Raw genomic sequence first — 18,072 nt, 5'->3', positions numbered from 1 at the left:
GGTAAGCAGAGTTTTTGAAATGTAAGGCCTTTGAATAAGACAAAAGGCTGCCTCATCGCTAACTTTGCAACAGTGCCATAATTGCTCTATGTGGCTTGGTTATTTACAAACGTAATCACTCTACCGACAAAAAGAGCCGATAACCCCGGCTCTTGTCTTGAAATCTAAGGGTGACAACCCGCATGAACGCCTCAGATTTCACGTAGCGTTACCTTTTTATCAGGCATTACCCCATGTTCCGTGTTTCAGGCACTGCTGATAAAAAAGACTAAGCAACTCTTGTTCTGTGGGGGGGTCACCCGCAAGACCAACCTTTGCCGGAAGGAACACGTTATTCTTCTGACCTGCGAGCGGGCGGAGTTCATCAGATTTTCTAAGAACGTCATCAAGAGCCCTGGATAGTTCAAGCCCATTACTGGCGGGTATGCTGGTAAGTACGGCCATGCCTCCCTTGATCTCCCGAACCGCGCCTTTCTTTGTTGCTACACAAACTATGAAGAGATTTATTTCTGGCCGTTCCCACGCTTGTTTTACAAAATCATCCGGGTAGTTCACTTCAAAATGCGTTATCTGGCTAAGATCGCTTCCTGTTTTAAAGTACATAATTGGCAAAGTAAGACTCATTACTCCTCCTTTATCATAAAACAAAAAGCCCCGGCTTTAGGTGCGGGGCTTTAAAGAATTTATTATGCTTGCTCGGTGCCGGACTGGTCTTTCTTGATGAGAAAATCTTCAAGCTTCTGACCAGATTTTAGTGCTGCATCGATTGGTTTAGGCGCACGACCGCGACCAGACCAGTATTTAACAACACCATTGTCTTCAAACTGATATTTTGGCGGGGCTTTTGGAAGTTTGTTTTTGCGTTTTTTCGGTTTCTCTTCGCTAAATCCTAGTAGTTCTTCAGCAGAGAAACCTTCACCCTGGATTAACTGAAGAAGTTCCTGACGTTTTCTTTCGCGCTCTTCGCGCTCTTTGGCTTCCTGTTCAGCTTCTTCTCGGCGCTCTTCAATAACAGCATTGAGCTTTTCCTGCATTTCAAGAAGCTGTTCAAAGTGAGTTTCACGCGCAAAAACACGAACCGATCGGATGTTTAAAAGAAGCTTACGCACTAATTCAAAATTTTCATTATCACTCATAGTCAATGCCCTTATTTTTTAGCGAATTCAAAACCTATTTTTCCCGTGTTTTTATCCTGTAAAACTAAAGCAGCGTCAAATTTTTTTCCAGTTTTAGTACTAGTAAAGCCTTTGAGCGAACCCGTTTTACCTTTTTTGATCAGCGTCTCAACCTGAGTGCTGGTTATTTTTTTACCAGCAATTTCTGACCAGAGTTTGAAATCACACCCGGTACAGAAAAAACCTTTAGGTCTAACCAGTATCTCCTTGTTACAGGAAGGACATGGTACATCGAGGCGGTCACTTGCTCCTCCCGCTGGTTGCTTCTCCGTTAGTGGTTTCCCGTCTTTATCAGGGAAGGAAGTTTTACAGCCTGGATAACCGGAACAGCCCCAGAAAAAGCCGTTAGCGCCTTTAATCCTGCGTAGCACTCCATTACCACACGCAGGGCAGGGTGTCGCGTTAGAAGAGATGTTAAGCCCTTTCTGTTGGAGATCACTGATCAGAGTATGAATGTAATCATCGTTCTCCTTGATAAAATCATTGATAGTCATTTCTCCCGATTTTATCTGCGCCTGCTTTTCAGCCCATAACGCTGAAATATTCGGTTTTATGACTTCAGGAGGTAAGGCGGCACAAAACTCCTGACCTTGTTTTGTCGTTTTCCAGACCAGTTCCGTATAGCCTTTCTCTTTCTCGATAGAAACTAACCCTGTATTAGCTGCAAGCTTTTCAAGGATGCCAGCGCGGGTCGCTTCAGTTCCGATGCTGCCCTGATCGCTGCTTCCTTCATCTTTGGCTTCCAGAGCCTTTCTTAAGTCCGGGTCATCAATAAATTTTGCTGCTCTGGTCATTGCAGCAAGTAACGTTGAATCCGTGAAGTAGCGAGGAGGAGTCGTTGCTTTCTTATCGATGCTTGCAGACTCACACACACCATCATCATTGACCTGTAGCATGGATAAATCAAAGCCGGTTTGTACTTCCTCATCCTGCGCATTGTCTTCTTCGGTATCTTTACCCAGGACTTCCCAACCCTTCTGCACAAGAACACTTTGAGTTGCAGTGAACACATGATCTTCAATACTGAAGTACGTCTTGGTTTTGTTGCGTATGGCGTCAGGATAGAAGAGACCGATAAAGTGAGTAGCAACAATGCTGTATACATTGCGTTCTTTCTCATTAAGCTGAACGCCTTTCCCGCTTTTAGTGGTCGGGATAATAGCGTGGTGAGCCTCAATTTTGCTTGCGTTAAAAGCTTTATGTTTTTGCGTTTTATCCATGCCAGCGGTCGCGGTCGCCAGCTCTGGTAACGTCGCGCCGATAGCGTCGGCAATATCGCCAGCCTGAGTGAAATGCTCGTCAGACAGATAGCGGTTATCTGTTCGCGGATAGGTCAAAAGCTTATGAGTTTCGTAAAGACCTTGCATGATATCGAGCGTTTCTTTTGCCTTATAACCGAAACGTCTTGCGCAGATTTGTTGCAGTGTCGAAAGGTTCAGCGGCATAGGCGGTTTAGTGTGTTCGGGTTTGGTGGCCGTTTCAGAAATAACAGCTTTTTTACCCGTGACATGCTCAACAACCGCCTTCGCCTGAGCCTCAGAGATCAGACGATTTTTTTCATCCTTTTCATCACCTTCAGCGACTTGATATTTGGCCTTTAAGAGATGCCCGTTCATCGACAATGCCGCTTGAACATCATAATAAAAGCTTTCTGTGTGGTTCTGGTTAGCCAGAGTTCTCTGGTTAACCAGCCCAAGAACAGCGCTTTGCACACGACCAACATTCAGGACGCCATGAAAGCCTTTCTCCTGCCCTTTAAGGGTACAGCCGCGCGTAAGGTTGTAGCCGAATCCCTGATCGCATAGAGAGCGTGCCAGAGCGCTATTTGTCATGCCCCTGAATTTCTCGTTAGGCTGCATATTGGCGAGAGCCTTCTGAACGGGAGCGAGGTTGAGATCTGCAACGAGAAGGCGCTGAACGGGTTTTGTATTTTTTGCGTAATCCAAAATTTCATCAACCAACAGGCAGCCTTCATCGTCCGGGTCTCCGGCATGAACGATACTGGTCGCTTTCTCGATGAGAGAAAAGATGATGTTAGTTTGCTGCTGTGCATCGGCTCTGATTTTGTACTTGGGCGGCCAGGGCGTTTTGATCGGCAGGTCATCAAAACGCCAGGTGGCGTATTTCACGTCATAGTCTTGAGGATCATAAAGCTCAAGCATATGACCAAAACACCACGTGACAACATCAGTTCCATGTTCATAACAACCATTTTTCTTTTCAGTAGCAGGGTTGCCACCTAATCCTTCGAAAATGGCTTTAGCTAAAGATGGTTTTTCAGCAATAAAGAGTCTCATAATATTTACCTTTTACTTTTCAATATATGGATATAATCGGATAAGCAGCCCGCTTGGGCTGCAATACTGAATAAGAACTTATGAGAGACTTATGTAAATCCTGACTAGAGCATTGACGTTCATAAGCCAAACAAATATCTAAAGCCGATTCGAACTTTTCGATAATTTTTTTATTACCGCTTTCATAAACATCGGCATCAAGAAGCTCTTTAAAAACGGCCAATGAGTGCTGATATTGTTCATCGCTGACAAAACCATTTCTCATAAAAAAACCTGCTATTCAAATTTGAAAACCGTGAGGACGGAAAAATTTATTTTTTCGGACGAAGGGGTGGACAAGCGTAGTGCGTCAGATTTTCAGGATAACCATCCATACGGATAAGATGGATAGGTGAGCCAGCTTTCAAGAAGGAATTCAGTTTCTTCATTCCAGTAAAAGTAAAAACCCCTGGAATTATAGAATACCTGAAATCCATCAATCTCACCGATAGCCTCGGCTCCTTTGAATAAAGGCTTTAGAACTTCATACTTATTAAATTCATTTTTGAATGCATCACTTCTGCCGCGCTTTCAGACATACCGGAGTTTATATAAACGTCTGCGCTGATACGTACCTGCCCCACACAAACCCGATTGTTAAAACGCTCTTTCTCAGAATTATTCATTTCTGCCTCGCAAACTAATGATTGTGACGCCATTCCCACGGCGGCGCTGGTTGACTGTCAGCCCATAGACCACGCTTTTGCTCTTGAGCATCCCGTTGCAGACCAGGCAAGGAAGTATCTGTGTTGAAGTGGTCATATACCCATGCAGCGCCGGATTGCACCATAAAGCGGTTTGATTCCGTACCGTTCGCCATGAAGACGCGCCCGATAACACGTCCGTAGCGGTCTTTTTGCATATATGTAACGGTAACAGGCTGCCCTGCTATCAGACTTTTAAGCTGTTTACTGGACCAGCTCCCAAAGGGTTGTTTCTTTTCCGGCGCATCGATGTTAGCAAGGCGAACTCTAACAGGCGTTTTATCCTGTAGTACCTCGATGGTGTCGCCGTCGAGAACGCGTGTTACTTTGCCGCTTAATTCCGCTGCAATCAGTAAAGAGGGCGACGATATGGCGATTGTGAATGTTAATAAGGTGAATATTTTCATAGCTTGCTGATACCTTTCTAACGCCCTTCGGTTGTTCAACCCCTTACATCTCAGATTAAAATCTGCGATGTAAGGGGTTCTGTTATTCCTGGAATGAGCGACCATATCTTTCTATAACGGCCTCAAGATTATCTCTGTTCTCAACAGAGCCTACACATCTGGTCAGGATACTTTGTCTGAGTCGTGCCGTGGCTTCAGGGTTATAGTAGGGTGTGAATACACGAACGTTGAAGAAACGCTGGTTAACGGGCTGGCAAGCTGGCTGCGTATCGCCCTGTAATTTCCCAATCATGCACGTCATCAAAAGGCAGGGATCACCTACCTGATTTAGTCCATCGGTATGATTGTGCTTTCTTGCTAAAGCAGGGCATGAAATTAATAAGCCGACAATAGCAGCTATGAGCATGATTTTCATTTTCACCCTCTTTCAAAATATATATTGGTTGAACGAACACCAAAGCCATTAGATTTATATCTATACTGAATAACGCCATATGCGCCATTATTTCGAAGCCATTTTTTTGCAATGAAAAAATCGCCGCCATTAGTTGTTTCAACAATAATTACGGGTGAATGGGCGACGGCATAGAAAACAGAGTCGTCATACAGGCGATTTTCAGGCGAGAAATTAGTAATAACCTTCATCCAAGTTGAAGTTACTTTATCCGATTTAACAACCTGATTTGTAGGCTGCCAATCAGGAAGCTGTGAGTTCATTGTTTCTGGTTTATCGCTCCAGTTCACTTGCGGAGGTTCTGGCGGTGAAGAACATCCTGACATCACAATTGCGCTCAATAAAATTAATTTCTTCATAGTAAAACCTCAGATTCAAGTTCTCCAACCGAAAGCATCTTTTCTTTCGACGGGTATTTAATTCCTTTAACGCCAAAAATCTTATTACTTCTATTGATGCTCGCTGTTAGCGCCGTGAGTTTTGGGCTAACTAACATTAATCGTTCCATAAAGTAATTATCAAGATAATAGAGCGCCTTTTCAGCTTTAACAGGGTGCTCCCCTTTGAGGATTATCATTTCCTCTGAGAAATCGAGTGTTCCTAGTTCTTGCGGTAAAACTAATGCACGTTGAGCCTCATTTTCAGAGTTGCTTCGGGATGTGGCTTTGCCGCTTGTCTTACTGGAACCCTTAGATCGTGCGGTTATGTAACCTAGTTTCTCTGAGATTTTTTTTGCATCATCCTCTTCACTTACTGCATAGATAACCCGGCATGGATGAGCACTCAAAAGTGTTTTTGCCCCTTCCGTTCCGTATATTTCATTTAACTGACTTATATTCTGATAGATGGTTAGTAGTTTTAGTTTATAGCCAGCTATATAGCCGGAACCTTTTTTGATTATCGGCATATAACCGATAGAGGGGAACTCATCAAGGAACAATAAACAGTCGTGTTTCAGTGTAGGATCAAAGTCAGGGTTTTCTCTTAGCGTCACCTCTACAACCAGGTTAAAAAACAGATTCAGAAAATCATACGCTAAGATCATATCTTCTGCGTTTACCCCTACATAAACAGTAATATCTTCACGCCTCATTTGACGTAAATCGAAGTCGTTACCGTCAGTGCATTTGCGTACAGTCGGTAAGTAGAAGAGGCTCATTTTCTTCCTGAACGAGCCATCTATACTTGACCGCTGCTCATCCTCTGTTTCGTGATACTCTCTTATTTTGGTAAGCGCATCCTTTAAATGAAAAAGGGCAGTTTCATTTCCTTGCGCCAGTTCTTCAAATGTTTCTCGATTACTTAATACCTGCTCACGATCGATATTGCTGTATAAATCAACAACTGTACCAATAGAAAAGACGGGTTTTACTCTTAGCTCTTCAATCCATTCCGGGGCGAAGTTTATAAAGAAATGTAGAAGTTTAGCCAGTCCAGTCCAGTATTGCCCGGCAAGGTTATTAAAATGTGCCTCTGCTCCGGTCAAACCAAAAGAGGGAAAAAGAATCTCAACCAGTTTTAGTAAGTCTTTAGCTCCACTCTCTGATTTCAAATCGACATAGAAAAGAGGGTTACATTTATGTGTTTTGGTGTTGAACGGGTCAAGAAGATAAACTTTGTTACCTAGTATTTGTTCTCTGACCTTGCTAGTGATTTTCCAAAGCTCTTGTTTCGGATCTAGTGCAATTATTGAGTGTTTCTTAACGAGCATATTGGGGATTCCGATTGCAGCCCCTTTCCCCGCTCGCGTTCCTGCTCCCAAAGAAACAAAGTCTGGTGCAGTATACCAAAGGTATTTTCCTTTATATCGACCAACGAGAATATCAGTATCATTTTCTTTTTCCCACTTTAACAGCTTTGATTTTTTCAAATCTGAATCACTGGCAAATTTAGCATCACCAAAAAGCGGGGCATCTTTCTGATTGAGTTTCCAGATTATGAAAGCTGGGGCAGCTAACGACGCGAGCGCTCCTGAAAGCAATGAAGGAAGAGCCGTAAATCTAACTTCACTTTTGATGCTACTATCAATTATTACACGCCATAAAAGTAAAGAATCATAGTGCTTCCATATATACAGTGTTGTCTTGTGATTGAAAAAATAGATTGCGACCGAACCTGTGTAGTATGCAATCAAACACATTACCAGTATTATAAAAGCCCACTGCCCCTTATCAGGGAGTTTCAACGACATAGCTTTACTCCTTGAGCATTTTAAAATACTTTTCGAAATCAACCGAACGATAGTAGATACCGGAGGCAAAACGAGCATCTTCTTCATCCAAGTACTTAATACTCATTATCACATCTATATTACTTAACACACGTCGCAAAAGTACATTATAAGGAAGGTTTTGACACTCCGGATTCATATAACACCGCTGCACAATACCTAATACAGCATCTACAGGATTCATTTCGTGCACTGTTGTTATGTTTCCGGCATGGCCTGAGCTTGCCCCTTTCAGAAAATCCCATGCCTCAGCGCCACGAATTTCTGTTGTTAAAATCCTGTCTGGATTCATACGGAATCCAGAACGTAGAAGAGTGGCAGAGGTTACAACCTTGTTTTCCCCTTCTGCGGGATAAAAAAGTTTCACATGGTTTTCATGAAATTTAAATTTTGCTTCATCTGTATCTTCGATTGATATGCAGCGCAGGTGGTGAGGTATGAACTCAAGACAAGCATTTGCGAATGTAGTTTTACCTGCACCTGTACCAGCGCAAAAAACCATAGTTTTTCCACTTTTCAAACAAGCAGGGATAAACTCTTCAAATCTATTTTTTTTGTAAATATCACTTAGATCATCCTGTTTACTTTCAAAAGCTGTTCCGGCATTAAGTTTTGAATAAAACCCTTGCCGCACAAAGTGGTCATGACTTAGAAAAACGCTTGATGGTTTTCGTATTGTTATAGATACAGTATCTTTTTCAGTCGCCGGAGGGATAACGATCTGAACGCGCTCACCATCCGGCAGCGTTGCAGAGCGTAATGGGTATTCCGGCGTAATCGAACCATTATCATGATAGTCTGCTATAGCAGAAGCAAAAGACAGACAGTCTTGATAACTCATATTTGTTTGTTCTTTTTTCCACTTCCCGTTTATTTTTGTAAATAACTCACCGGGTCTATTAACGGCTATTTCAGTGAGTCCATCAGAATTGTTTAGCCATTGACTAAAATAATCATTAACTATGTCATAAATGATATGACGGTTTTCATTATTTACTGTCATAACCGTTAATTTACCTCTTATTTCATTTTCAGTTTGTAGATTTTTGAAAAATCCAAATCCTGACCGACGATAAGCGTGATGATTTCGCCCTGATTTTTATAGAGCGTTGGAGGGATGTTTACACTATTAGAGAATGATTCTCTCGCAATATCAGCAAATGCCTGTCTACTGTTGGCCGTATAATCAGTCTGATTATCTTTATTATTTTTTGCTGCGCCGCTCGCTGCTTGTGCGAAATCCGGGATCATCCCAATCATCATAGCCCCCAAAAAGCGATCGCTAAAATGGGTGTCAATCCAACCACTGGCTCCAGCTTCGCCCAGCGCCCCGGCTGCTTGCGTATCGATTAATGGGATATCAATAAACGGCTCTTTCCTCGTTCTGAGCTTTGTCGCCATGATAAATACGGCTCCCTGACCATGACGGAATGTACCAGACTTATACATAAGATAAGCTGCTGTGCCTTTATCAATGAGCTTCACATTGCGGTTAGCGCTGTATACGTCCTCATTGATTGTACATACCAGCTTGCCTGCTAAATCAGAGATAAAGCGCCTGTCGAGAGAACATTTGATAGCTGTATTTTCAGGTATAAACAGGTTTGGATCATATGGTACGCGCTTAATCTCAGACAATGATACAGACGCCCCATTTTTAATCGGTTCTACCGTCTTTTCCGTACTGGCTGCATCACCGTCCTGGTCATTAGTTTCTGCCTGAGACTGATTTACTGAATTACTGCTTCCTGAGCCGCTACTACCGCCATAGGCAACATCAAGAGCGCGGCTGTAACTGTGCTGCATGTTTTGTGGCTTTTCCTCAGCTTTTACCTGTTCATTCTTGCCAGTGTCGCGCTCTACAGCTTCCTTACTGTCATCCCTCTGGCTCTGATTAAACGGGTCAATATCATCGCTTAACCCAGTCTGACGCTTTACCGTTCCTGTAGGAACGGTTTTAGTTGCTGGCTTCTCTTCAGAGCTGGACATTGCACGAATAATTGATGGCACATAATAAAAACATACACCGATAGCCAGAAGGAGGAAGGCCACAATTATTACTACTAAGCCCTTCCTTGATTTTTTGAGCTTATCGATTCCCAGCCTTTTATCCGGTTCGGCTGCATCTCCCTTATCGCTGTCTGTACTGGCCTGTTCAAGTTCTTGCTGACGGCGTTCACGTAATGCGCGTTCAATTTCTACAGCCGTAGGAACTTTGTTTTCCTGTTCGCTCACTGGATCACCTCTTTTTCAACTTTAGGAGATACTGTGTCAGCGGCCTGAAGCCGGACTTTACCGAACCCCTTATTCTCAATACCCACTACTTGTTTACCCAGGCGTAAAACAAACCGTTTATCGACTGTTACACCAAGCAATGTATTTGCTCCGCGAGTGACAATAACCGGATTGGTAATAGTCTCTTCATTGCCACTCATAACAAACACGCTAGGTATTTTCTTTGTTGGACTAAAGCCAAGCCATGTATAGCGACCGTCGTCATAAGCATAATCGGGGCTAATATCCTGACTTCCTTCAGCAACACGTTTATAGTATTGCCAGTTACGAGGTGATTTGGCGTTTTCCAACTCTCGGTTAATTGCTAACTCTTCTTTCTGTTTGTTATATGCCTCGATGCGCTTTTTCTCGATCTCTGCCTGCTCTTTACGCCGTTCTTGTGGGTACTGGTAGTTTATGACAAAAGCAATTTTATCGGGGTTTTTGAACGTTCGGGCGTTAAGCTCCATGCTATAGTTTCGTTTTGTTGTACGAACAAAAAGGTTAGTTCTCCAACGCTCTAAATCATTTTCCGGATCAAGCGCAACGTTAACCACTTCAGATGATTCATTACCATCTTCATCGGACTTATTATTTTGCACTGTCTGCTTAACGGGCTGAACCTCCAGATATACAAGATTATCTTCTTTATTTACTGACCAACCTTGCGGAAAACCAGTTCTGGCACTGATAACAGTTTCATCGTCATCAAATACCAGCGTAGTTGTATATCCAACGGCACTGTTTATAACGGTCGTATTTTGGGGGTTGTAACTTACAACCTGATTTCTAGGGTCAAATCTACTTCCAGTTGGTAAGACAGCCGCACTACAGATATTAGAGGCTAACAGAACAGCGACAAATAACGCATTCTTTCTTAATTTCATGTGCTTTACCCTTTATCTTCTTTATCACGAGCATAGCTAGTTACTACAAACTTAAGAGGGTTGTTGTTTCTTTCGCCCGATGCCATTTCTATCTGCGGTTCGATGCGATAAGTTAACCTAACATTCCAATATTGCTGTTTCTCTGTGCCAGTTGCTACGTCTCGGATTGTTAAACGGAAGCGAATATAAGCACCTTTATCTTTATCATCAGCGCGTGATGATGAGCTTAAGATTATTGATGGATCATCCTGTACTGTTGCCGTTTGCTCTGCTTTCTTATAAATAACTTTTGGCGAATTATTGCCATTGATTAGAGCATTGTAATCAGTAGCAACATTTTCAGCACTGTACAGCAGAACATAATCATAATCATGCTGAAGACTAAAGTAGTTATAACCCTCTCTGCGTTTTACATACTGATTGATAAAATACTTAGCCAAAGCTTCATTTTCGGAAAGGTTTTCTTTTTTAACTGAAGTCAACCTTTCAGCAACACCATTAACACTATTAATTAAGTAAGCTTCAACTAAGGTTTCTTTCAGCGGAAGAGCGGCATTAAGTGCGAGCAAAGATAATACCCCTATTGCCATCCCTGACATTCCTCCGTACTTATAGATACGGTTCATTTTCTCTTGAAGATTTTGATTCTTTTCTTCGAAAGAAGATGATGAATCAGTCACCTCTTCTTTCTTTTTAAAAAATTTCAGTTGCGGAAATTTAAACTCCATTGCGCATTACCTCTGCTGAATTAACAGGCTCACTTTTTCCTGACACTTGTGGTAGTTGGTGTGCGGCTTGGCAACCGACAAGACAAAGCGTCACGATGACCGCGATAATAATTTTCATGATTAAGATCTCGAAGGAGGTGATGAAGAAAACTTAAAGCTTATTTACGAGAGTTTATATCTAGATAATTGTCATCCACCGTATTTCTTTTTTGCCATCTCAATAGCCGCATTACGCAGCTTCTTAGCGCCGATATTTATTCCCTGCCCGGTTAGGTTACCTACTTTTCCAGAAACGCCTGTAGACTCAGCTAGGCCTTCTTTCTCGCGTCGTAAGCCTTTCCATGCACCCGCCCCGGCATTTTTCCCCATACCAAGTATTTTACCACCCATGCGAGATGCCCCGAACGTTGCCGCTCCTAACCCCATAGCCGCTGCACCTTGTAAAGCGCCCTCTACACCCACTCCGGCAAGCTGTGACGCATAAGTTTTTGCTTGCCAGATAATCCATGCCATAAAAGCACCCGCGACAAATGCTGTAGCACCAGTTGCGATCAGGTTGAGAGGTTCGGCATCTTGTACAGAAACTGAAAGAATACCATTCAGGAACGTAGTGCCAGCTTTTAATGCCAACGCACCGAAAAGGAATATAAGCAAAGAGCTAAAGATAAGCTGAAGCCAGCTATTAAACATTTGTCTTAAAAAACCAAAAGACAAACATATAATAAATAACGGCGCTGTTACTGTTAGAACTTTAAGTGTAACTTCTGCTGAAAAATAAACGATAGTACATAGCAAAAGAGCAACAATACCCCCGGCATAAGTGAATATGGAAGCTATCGCACCATCGGTTTTAACGTAAGTAGAAGGGTCTTTTGACATTAAGAAGGCTGCGACTTGTTGGACTTTAGTCCATAACTGATCAAGCCATAACCACGGGTCGCCACCAGAGAACGACTCTTTCAAACCATCTATAGCCTGCGTCGAACTATCTAACCATCCTCCTGCATTAGTAACGAAAATCATAATCATCCAGAATCTAAATAGATTCCATAAAAAATCCTGAACGGCTGATTTCTGTTTTCCAACAACTACAGTATATGCATACCACAAGATAAATATTGATATTCCAAACTTTCCTAGCGAGGATGCTATTGAAGAAATACGATCTAACTGACCAGTTGTTGACTGGTCAAGAGTATTAAGTATCACATCGCGAGCGGTTTGGAAAAAATCAGAAGTTGCCATAGTGGCTCCTTTTATTTTTCACCTTTACTCGTAGAACTTTTAAAAGCGTCCTTATAAGACGGTGATTTTGAGTGTAGCTGCTGATAACGGAACAACCCATCTTTAGCATTACGACAATTTTCACTGTCATCGCCGGATTGCTTGCACTCTGACACTTTTTTACCCGCTTCGTCAGGATGAGATTGCCACCAATCTACAGATTTAACGTCCTCACATCCGGCTAATAAAAACGTCATCCCTGTTGCAACCAGAATTAAATTTAGCTTTCTCATCATGACTCCTTAGTTAAGTTCAAAACTCTGCTTCGTAAATTGTTCCTTATACGAAAGTGGCTCGTTCACGGCGTCTAACTGCTGTTTCTGGTAAGTAGCCTGAGCCATTTTCTCTTTGTATTGTGCTAGATCACGCTGCTTATCGCGATACATTTCATACTGAAATTTAAGCTTCTCAAACTTCAGGTTTTCCAGAGAAATGGCGTTTGTTGCGTCCTGTGTGGCTTTGGTGTCCTTCGCGTTTTTAACCTGATCGATAAGGTCTTTCATCGAAGCATTGTCTTTACGAAGCTTACTTTCAAGCTTGTTGCCGTACTCAACCCCGGCAAGCTGAGAAAGGAAAGAAGCTTCACAACCACGCACCAGATCACCGGTATAACCCAAACCTTTGCAGGTATCAGTAACCTTGTAATCAGTAAGAAGCGATTTAGCTTTCTCTGACAGTACGCCGTTCGGGTTCTGTATGTAGTCATCAATGAAAGAGTTACCCTGCTCATAAATGTCTGTCAGCTCCTTGCTAACAGACTGAGCATCCTGTACCAGCCCCTGAACATCGCGTATACCGGTTTTCGTTAACAGTTCATCCTTATACGCGGTAAGTTCTTTCTGCCACTGTTTCGCTTCCTTCACCCACTGCGAAGCCGTATCTATTGCTGATTTGGCATCATGGACGATTACGCCCTCAGTAAGAGCTAAAGCGTTTACTGAGAAACAGCTTAATGCTAAAGCGAGGTATAGTTTTTTCATCTTATTTGACTCCACGGTTAGCCCGTTCAAGATATGTATCTATCCACTCTTCAGGTGCCATACCTTCAGACCAGATTTCGTCGAACAACTCAAGTTGTTCTGCTGAAGCACTCAGAATGGGAAGGTAGTAGGCAGCTTTGCCCAGGTCTAACTTTGCGAAAGCCGCAAAGTCATCTCGTTCGCCCTGCCGTTGCGGGTTTTTGACTACCAGAAACTGGCGAGACAAGGGGTCGATAGCTTTGATTTTGTCAAAATAAAGATCCCTTACCTGAAGTTCATCAACATATTCATTGCGTTTCGCTTTGGGGTTAGCGAGGTAGATATGGGTGGCGCACTGTTCCCTGACGGCTGCGGCAATTGGAGATTTAATTAATTCATCCGGTGATTGCGTTGCGGGAACAAGCACCATATCCAGCTTACGGCCAGTTTTAAGCTTGTTATACACGAAATCCTTGAAGGCATCGTTGTTTATCCATTGCCAGAACTCATCCATGTAGATCAGCAAACGGCGACCGTCAGCCAGCATTGTTACCCGGTAAATCAGGTAAAAAGAAGCAACCGGGGCTACAACCTTATCATCAAGGAATTCTGTTCCATCGATGCCAAAAACATCCAAATGCGCAACATCAAAGGAATCGGAAGCATTATCGAGCAACCAGCCATACTCGCCCCCCTGCTTCCACGCTCTCAGTCGAGCTTTAAGCCCATGTCGCTTAGTTTCAGTATCATCCGGCTCCATGATCAGCGGGATGAGCTTGCTGATAGGAAAGGAACGGTCTTCCCTTTGCATAAGACGGTCAACGGCTGAAGAAATCAGCGAATGTTGGTAATCATCAACCGTATTGCCGTTGAGCTTACATATCAGCCTTATTATGTCTTTTACAAATGCTATGTTTCGCTTAGTTGGCGGGAGGGCTGCCGGGTTCCACCCGGTAGGCTCTCCGCCCTTCACACGAAAATAAGCCCCGCCCATAGCACGAATACCCACTTCTCCCGCTCTGTCCTTATCAAAGAAGACTGTGGTTAGCTTCCTTACTTTTCGGTTTTCCGGAAATGATTCAGGCGTACCAAATTGCTGTGCCGCATAAGACATGATCATCATGAGAACGGTTTTACCTACGTTAGAGGTTCCCAGGATCTCACAATGGCCAAGCGTAGGGTTCTTGCCGAAAAAGTTAATATTCTCCGTAGTCATGTGATAATTGAGATGGTAGACATCGTTACCAGAGCCGCGAAGAGCCATTAAGCTATTGCCCCAAGTATTACCAGTAGCTTTACCGTGAAAGAAGTTATGGAAACTTTCCATCTCGGCAAAGTTGAGGCTACTCAGCATACTTAGGCGAGGACGAAGATTGTAATTGCCTGGCAACTGAGAGAAAAAGGCAGCACCCAAGCTTAGGGTAGAATAAGTAACAATCAGCCCCAGGTCTTCTAAGGTCGTAGTAACGATATTCGTATCTTTCACCAAGCGTTCCGGCGTGTCAGCAAAGACAATCAATGTTTGGTGACACTTTCCGAAAGAGTTGTATCCGCTTGAAACCATATCAAGACCAACGCGCAAATCAGCAAGGAGGGATTTAGCAGCGTCATCCGTCAGTTCAAGCTTATCTATCTGATCATCAAGCGCTTTAACAGCGGCTTGCTTATCCATCGACGTGAAAGACGATGTAAAGACATACTCAACAGGAAGATACATGAGCGCATCAAAAATGCCTGCATCTGTTTCCTGAAAGTAATCTTTGATTTCTATCGAACGGAAATACCGGGCATTCTGCGACGCCGTAATCTGTCCGGCATCATTTCCAAAGAACAAATCTTTGCCCCCCAGATAAGTGTAAAAAGGGCTATTTGTAACTCTGACCTTCTGCCACTTACCAGAAAGCAAATACTGAAAAAGGGATAGCTGATCTGAGAAAACTCGCCCGTTTTCCTCAACCAGTCCAAGACGATGTGCATGGAAACGAGATAAATATGTATCAAGTCGCCCGCAAATTTCATTCATATCATTGATTGGCTCATCAAAGATATTATTTTCCTTTTTATTCTTCGAGATAAAATGAGAAACCTTATCCTCGATATTAAAAGGCTTATAACAAATCGTTAAATAGAGTCTGTTTTCAAAATACTCAGGCTCAGAAAGGGAGGAATAGTAATCATTCATTACGCGATTAACGAAAGGAATCTTGCTATTAAAACCAACCTTAACTTCTTTTCTTACCCTCACGCGGTGAGTATAGAACGTTATCGCCCTGCCTTCGAAACTACGAATGAGCGTATTTAACTGGTCAGTAAGTAACGTTAAATCTTCGTCATCCACACATTCAAAATAAGCACCATCAACTTGCCACGTTGCGAGCAAATCGCGGTTTTTGGTGACAACTAAATCATCAGTAATGTGAGAAGAGTAAGGGATAAGAGCTTCAATAGACGCCTGGTCTTTCAGCTTCATAAAATTGTCCACTTTAGATATATCAACTTCATCGTACTGGCTTCCCGCATAATGTACGGCGCTGAAGCGCTTGTTTGCCAGCGGATGTCCCTTAACTACGGCACGCAGATACAACAAATCGAAAAAACGTTCATCGATTTTTGTTACTCGCTTGATAGCAAACCAACCGGGCAGGATAAGGAAGTACATCAAATCATCTATCCATACACCTAGCAGAACGACCAACACGCACATTGCTAGAAAAGGGTAAAGTGGAACACCTAACCCTCTAATCAAAGCGGGGCGTGTCAGCCCTTTAAAAACGGTACTCATTGTACGCCCCCTTTAACGTCAACTTACGCCAACCAGTTCGGCAGATAAGGCGCAACAATGAAGATGATAATCCCGATGATTAAGGGAGTAATCCACGATGCATGCTGGCGTGAGAAGATAGCGATATAGCCAATTATCAACGCAATGATAGTGATAGCTGGCTTACGAATATCAGTTAAGAAGTCGATGATCTTCTGTAAGAAACCAGTGGTTTTCGTCGATACATCATCAGCGAAAGCTGGTTCAGCAACACAAACCATTAAAGCAGCCATGAAGACAGACAGGGTTAAAAAACGCTTATTCACTTTCAACATTTGTTGTTTCCTTTTCATCTAAAACAGTGCCACGCATGGCGTATTGTGGATAAATGGTGGTTATACGATTAGAAATCTTTTGAGTAGCGTTATTCTTTTTAATATCTTCTCTGACGGATGGAACCTCCCAATCTTTTTTATTAACCGATTGGTTATAGCCAATACGTTGGTTATAGCTGGTATTACCAAACCCCGATTCAGTTTTTTTTCCGGTAGAAAAGTTACCGGAATAATAACAGCTAAGAGCATTTTTCAAATTTCCACCACGGGTATAGCAATCAAGCAGCACCTTTTCGAAAACAGCAAGATTTGTGCATGGCGAGAAAAGCTTATCTGCATTAACACCGTATTGAGAAAAATTAGTGCTGGTAATCTGCATTAAACCTACTGAGTAGCGGCGATTGCGTGATTCAATATTTTGAACAATTTTTAATGCATCCTCCTTTGTTTTAGGGAAATGTGAAATCACACCACTATCGCCCTCCTTTCGTTCATTCTTAGGAATAATTTCAGCAATAGCATATGGATTAAAACCAGATTCAACCCTTGCTACTTCTTGCGCTGTATCTGGATGAATGCTGGCCGCACATTGCATAGCAAGAGCGACAAAAGCTGTAGTGGATAGCATTTTATGCTCCCGGTAGGATCAGCCCGGTAATGAGAAAAGAAAAAACTCATTCATCGTTGCCTGTATCGGCTCCCTGAATGAGTTCTTGGATGGCTTGTTGAGAGTATGTCTTAATAAGATATTGCACGAAACCAGAATCCGAAATCCGCTTCCCCCTTCGATAACTAACCTCTACAGATATTCTTTCAACTTCATCCCTTACTTCGGTAGGAAGGTAGAGGGTATTACGTTGCGGCTTGCGCTTTGCTGGACTCTTTCTTTTGGTGACAGTCATTTTTCTTCCGTTTCATTTTGTGGGATAGACTTTTTTCCGTGATGTAGTTAAGCATTGCCATGCTGCGCATACGTGGCTCACTCATCATCATAATTTCCACTAAACGAGGATACTCATCAAAGTTAAGTAAGTTACGTTCTCCTTTCTGTACGTTGCAGACTTCATCATCAGGAACCGCTAAAGGCTCGCCGCCGAACGCTATAAAACGTTGGGTATGGGGAAGCCCGGTGATAGTGGTCGTATGGACTTCATCAAAGTCAGCCTGGATAAAAAGATAACCAGGAAAAAGTGGGGTTAATCTTTCTCGGTAAGAAAGTTGTTTATCAGGTCGGCGATACTTTTCAGTAGCCATAGGGCAGTAGTAGGAGAAGTTAAGCCGTTCGAGATGTTTGAAAACGGCTGCAAATCTTGTCGTGGTGAATTGCAATACATACCATTTCATAGATTCTTTCCTTTCAGACGCTCTCTCGACTCGGATAACCCCGAAGTATTTAAAAATCTTAAGAGAACAAGTTTTTCGTCTGATGGAAACTTTAACAGCTACATGTTCTGTTTTCAAATGTAAGACCAGATCTTTAGATCACAATAACTTCATACAACTACTCCCTTGTGCTAGCAATTACTTTTCAACTAGCA

19 protein-coding genes are annotated in these 18,072 nt (G+C 42.7%); all 19 read right to left on the bottom strand.

Going from position 1 to position 18,072, the window contains the following annotated elements:
- Positions 1 to 219 precede the first annotated feature (219 nt).
- Positions 220 to 624 (bottom strand): hypothetical protein, encoded by a 405-nt coding sequence (locus OQV04_RS19165; RefSeq protein ID WP_000059893.1) that lies wholly within the window; start codon positions 622 to 624, stop codon positions 220 to 222.
- 62 nt (positions 625 to 686) lie between these two features.
- Positions 687 to 1,136, bottom strand: coding sequence for an H-NS family histone-like protein (locus OQV04_RS19160; RefSeq protein WP_001282381.1), 450 nt, complete (start codon positions 1,134 to 1,136; stop codon positions 687 to 689).
- A gap of 11 nt (positions 1,137 to 1,147) precedes the next feature.
- Positions 1,148 to 3,472, bottom strand: coding sequence for a type IA DNA topoisomerase (locus OQV04_RS19155; RefSeq protein ID WP_025755768.1), 2,325 nt, complete (start codon positions 3,470 to 3,472; stop codon positions 1,148 to 1,150).
- A 19-nt stretch (positions 3,473 to 3,491) separates the two neighbouring features.
- Entirely contained in the window at positions 3,492 to 3,737 is a 246-nt protein-coding gene (locus tag OQV04_RS19150) for a hypothetical protein (protein ID WP_001243650.1), read from the bottom strand.
- 414 nt (positions 3,738 to 4,151) lie between these two features.
- The gene (locus tag OQV04_RS19145; protein ID WP_025755767.1) at positions 4,152 to 4,622 is read right to left on the bottom strand and encodes a thermonuclease family protein; all 471 of its coding nucleotides are present in this window, start codon (positions 4,620 to 4,622) and stop codon (positions 4,152 to 4,154) included.
- Positions 4,623 to 4,704: 82 nt separating this feature from the next.
- Positions 4,705 to 5,037, bottom strand: a complete 333-nt coding sequence (locus tag OQV04_RS19140) for a hypothetical protein (protein WP_000699980.1) — start codon at positions 5,035 to 5,037, stop codon at positions 4,705 to 4,707.
- Between the two features lie 2 nt (positions 5,038 to 5,039).
- Positions 5,040 to 5,435, bottom strand: a complete 396-nt coding sequence (locus OQV04_RS19135; protein ID WP_000733627.1) for a cag pathogenicity island Cag12 family protein — start codon at positions 5,433 to 5,435, stop codon at positions 5,040 to 5,042.
- A complete protein-coding gene (locus OQV04_RS19130) occupies positions 5,432 to 7,267 on the bottom strand; it encodes a type IV secretory system conjugative DNA transfer family protein (protein WP_025755766.1) in 1,836 nt (611 codons plus the stop codon). The genes OQV04_RS19135 and OQV04_RS19130 overlap by 4 nt, the downstream gene beginning before the upstream one ends.
- A 4-nt stretch (positions 7,268 to 7,271) precedes the next feature.
- Entirely contained in the window at positions 7,272 to 8,309 is a 1,038-nt protein-coding gene (gene virB11, locus OQV04_RS19125) for a P-type DNA transfer ATPase VirB11 (RefSeq protein ID WP_000217791.1), read from the bottom strand.
- 17 nt (positions 8,310 to 8,326) lie between these two features.
- Positions 8,327 to 9,541 carry a VirB10/TraB/TrbI family type IV secretion system protein gene (gene virB10, locus OQV04_RS19120; protein WP_025755765.1) on the bottom strand — a complete coding sequence of 405 codons (1,215 nt, stop codon included), beginning with the start codon at positions 9,539 to 9,541 and terminating at the stop codon, positions 8,327 to 8,329.
- Positions 9,538 to 10,467, bottom strand: coding sequence for a TrbG/VirB9 family P-type conjugative transfer protein (locus tag OQV04_RS19115; RefSeq protein WP_025755764.1), 930 nt, complete (start codon positions 10,465 to 10,467; stop codon positions 9,538 to 9,540). The genes virB10 and OQV04_RS19115 overlap by 4 nt, the downstream gene beginning before the upstream one ends.
- Before the next feature lie 5 nt (positions 10,468 to 10,472).
- Complete coding sequence (locus tag OQV04_RS19110) at positions 10,473 to 11,195, bottom strand: type IV secretion system protein (RefSeq protein WP_000394570.1); 723 nt, start codon at positions 11,193 to 11,195, stop codon at positions 10,473 to 10,475.
- Positions 11,196 to 11,384: 189 nt separating this feature from the next.
- Positions 11,385 to 12,440, bottom strand: a complete 1,056-nt coding sequence (locus OQV04_RS19105; RefSeq protein WP_000235774.1) for a type IV secretion system protein — start codon at positions 12,438 to 12,440, stop codon at positions 11,385 to 11,387.
- Between the two features lie 11 nt (positions 12,441 to 12,451).
- The gene (locus tag OQV04_RS19100) at positions 12,452 to 12,712 is read right to left on the bottom strand and encodes an EexN family lipoprotein (protein WP_001228869.1); all 261 of its coding nucleotides are present in this window, start codon (positions 12,710 to 12,712) and stop codon (positions 12,452 to 12,454) included.
- A 9-nt stretch (positions 12,713 to 12,721) separates the two neighbouring features.
- Positions 12,722 to 13,459, bottom strand: coding sequence for a type IV secretion system protein (locus tag OQV04_RS19095; protein ID WP_000737859.1), 738 nt, complete (start codon positions 13,457 to 13,459; stop codon positions 12,722 to 12,724).
- Position 13,460: 1 nt separating this feature from the next.
- Positions 13,461 to 16,220 (bottom strand): VirB3 family type IV secretion system protein, encoded by a 2,760-nt coding sequence (locus OQV04_RS19090; RefSeq protein WP_000108725.1) that lies wholly within the window; start codon positions 16,218 to 16,220, stop codon positions 13,461 to 13,463.
- A 23-nt stretch (positions 16,221 to 16,243) separates the two neighbouring features.
- Positions 16,244 to 16,534, bottom strand: coding sequence for a TrbC/VirB2 family protein (locus OQV04_RS19085; protein WP_000921916.1), 291 nt, complete (start codon positions 16,532 to 16,534; stop codon positions 16,244 to 16,246).
- On the bottom strand, positions 16,518 to 17,162 hold the full coding sequence (locus OQV04_RS19080) for a lytic transglycosylase domain-containing protein (protein WP_000953539.1): 645 nt from the start codon (positions 17,160 to 17,162) through the stop codon (positions 16,518 to 16,520). The genes OQV04_RS19085 and OQV04_RS19080 overlap by 17 nt, the downstream gene beginning before the upstream one ends.
- A gap of 224 nt (positions 17,163 to 17,386) precedes the next feature.
- Complete coding sequence (locus OQV04_RS19075) at positions 17,387 to 17,878, bottom strand: transcription termination/antitermination NusG family protein (protein WP_000872475.1); 492 nt, start codon at positions 17,876 to 17,878, stop codon at positions 17,387 to 17,389.
- Positions 17,879 to 18,072 lie beyond the last annotated feature (194 nt).

The sequence above is a fragment of the Escherichia sp. Lx600-2 genome, from assembly GCF_036662595.1.
GTDB classification, from domain to species: domain Bacteria; phylum Pseudomonadota; class Gammaproteobacteria; order Enterobacterales; family Enterobacteriaceae; genus Escherichia; species Escherichia coli.
The sequence above is the reverse complement of the archived record's forward strand: the minus strand, read 5'-3'. Positions and strand labels throughout refer to the sequence as shown.

What these genes read in the sequence shown, in the direction of transcription:
- OQV04_RS19165 (WP_000059893.1), bottom strand. Translation starts at nt 624, where the DNA reads ATGAGTCTTACTTTGCCAATTATGTACTTTAAAACAGGAAGCGATCTT.
- OQV04_RS19160 (WP_001282381.1), bottom strand. Translation starts at nt 1,136, where the DNA reads ATGAGTGATAATGAAAATTTTGAATTAGTGCGTAAGCTTCTTTTAAAC.
- OQV04_RS19155 (WP_025755768.1), bottom strand. Translation starts at nt 3,472, where the DNA reads ATGAGACTCTTTATTGCTGAAAAACCATCTTTAGCTAAAGCCATTTTC.
- OQV04_RS19150 (WP_001243650.1), bottom strand. Translation starts at nt 3,737, where the DNA reads ATGAGAAATGGTTTTGTCAGCGATGAACAATATCAGCACTCATTGGCC.
- OQV04_RS19145 (WP_025755767.1), bottom strand. Translation starts at nt 4,622, where the DNA reads ATGAAAATATTCACCTTATTAACATTCACAATCGCCATATCGTCGCCC.
- OQV04_RS19140 (WP_000699980.1), bottom strand. Translation starts at nt 5,037, where the DNA reads ATGAAAATCATGCTCATAGCTGCTATTGTCGGCTTATTAATTTCATGC.
- OQV04_RS19135 (WP_000733627.1), bottom strand. Translation starts at nt 5,435, where the DNA reads ATGAAGAAATTAATTTTATTGAGCGCAATTGTGATGTCAGGATGTTCT.
- OQV04_RS19130 (WP_025755766.1), bottom strand. Translation starts at nt 7,267, where the DNA reads ATGTCGTTGAAACTCCCTGATAAGGGGCAGTGGGCTTTTATAATACTG.
- virB11 (WP_000217791.1), bottom strand. Translation starts at nt 8,309, where the DNA reads ATGACAGTAAATAATGAAAACCGTCATATCATTTATGACATAGTTAAT.
- OQV04_RS19115 (WP_025755764.1), bottom strand. Translation starts at nt 10,467, where the DNA reads ATGAAATTAAGAAAGAATGCGTTATTTGTCGCTGTTCTGTTAGCCTCT.
- OQV04_RS19110 (WP_000394570.1), bottom strand. Translation starts at nt 11,195, where the DNA reads ATGGAGTTTAAATTTCCGCAACTGAAATTTTTTAAAAAGAAAGAAGAG.
- OQV04_RS19105 (WP_000235774.1), bottom strand. Translation starts at nt 12,440, where the DNA reads ATGGCAACTTCTGATTTTTTCCAAACCGCTCGCGATGTGATACTTAAT.
- OQV04_RS19100 (WP_001228869.1), bottom strand. Translation starts at nt 12,712, where the DNA reads ATGAGAAAGCTAAATTTAATTCTGGTTGCAACAGGGATGACGTTTTTA.
- OQV04_RS19095 (WP_000737859.1), bottom strand. Translation starts at nt 13,459, where the DNA reads ATGAAAAAACTATACCTCGCTTTAGCATTAAGCTGTTTCTCAGTAAAC.
- OQV04_RS19090 (WP_000108725.1), bottom strand. Translation starts at nt 16,220, where the DNA reads ATGAGTACCGTTTTTAAAGGGCTGACACGCCCCGCTTTGATTAGAGGG.
- OQV04_RS19085 (WP_000921916.1), bottom strand. Translation starts at nt 16,534, where the DNA reads ATGTTGAAAGTGAATAAGCGTTTTTTAACCCTGTCTGTCTTCATGGCT.
- OQV04_RS19080 (WP_000953539.1), bottom strand. Translation starts at nt 17,162, where the DNA reads ATGCTATCCACTACAGCTTTTGTCGCTCTTGCTATGCAATGTGCGGCC.
- OQV04_RS19075 (WP_000872475.1), bottom strand. Translation starts at nt 17,878, where the DNA reads ATGAAATGGTATGTATTGCAATTCACCACGACAAGATTTGCAGCCGTT.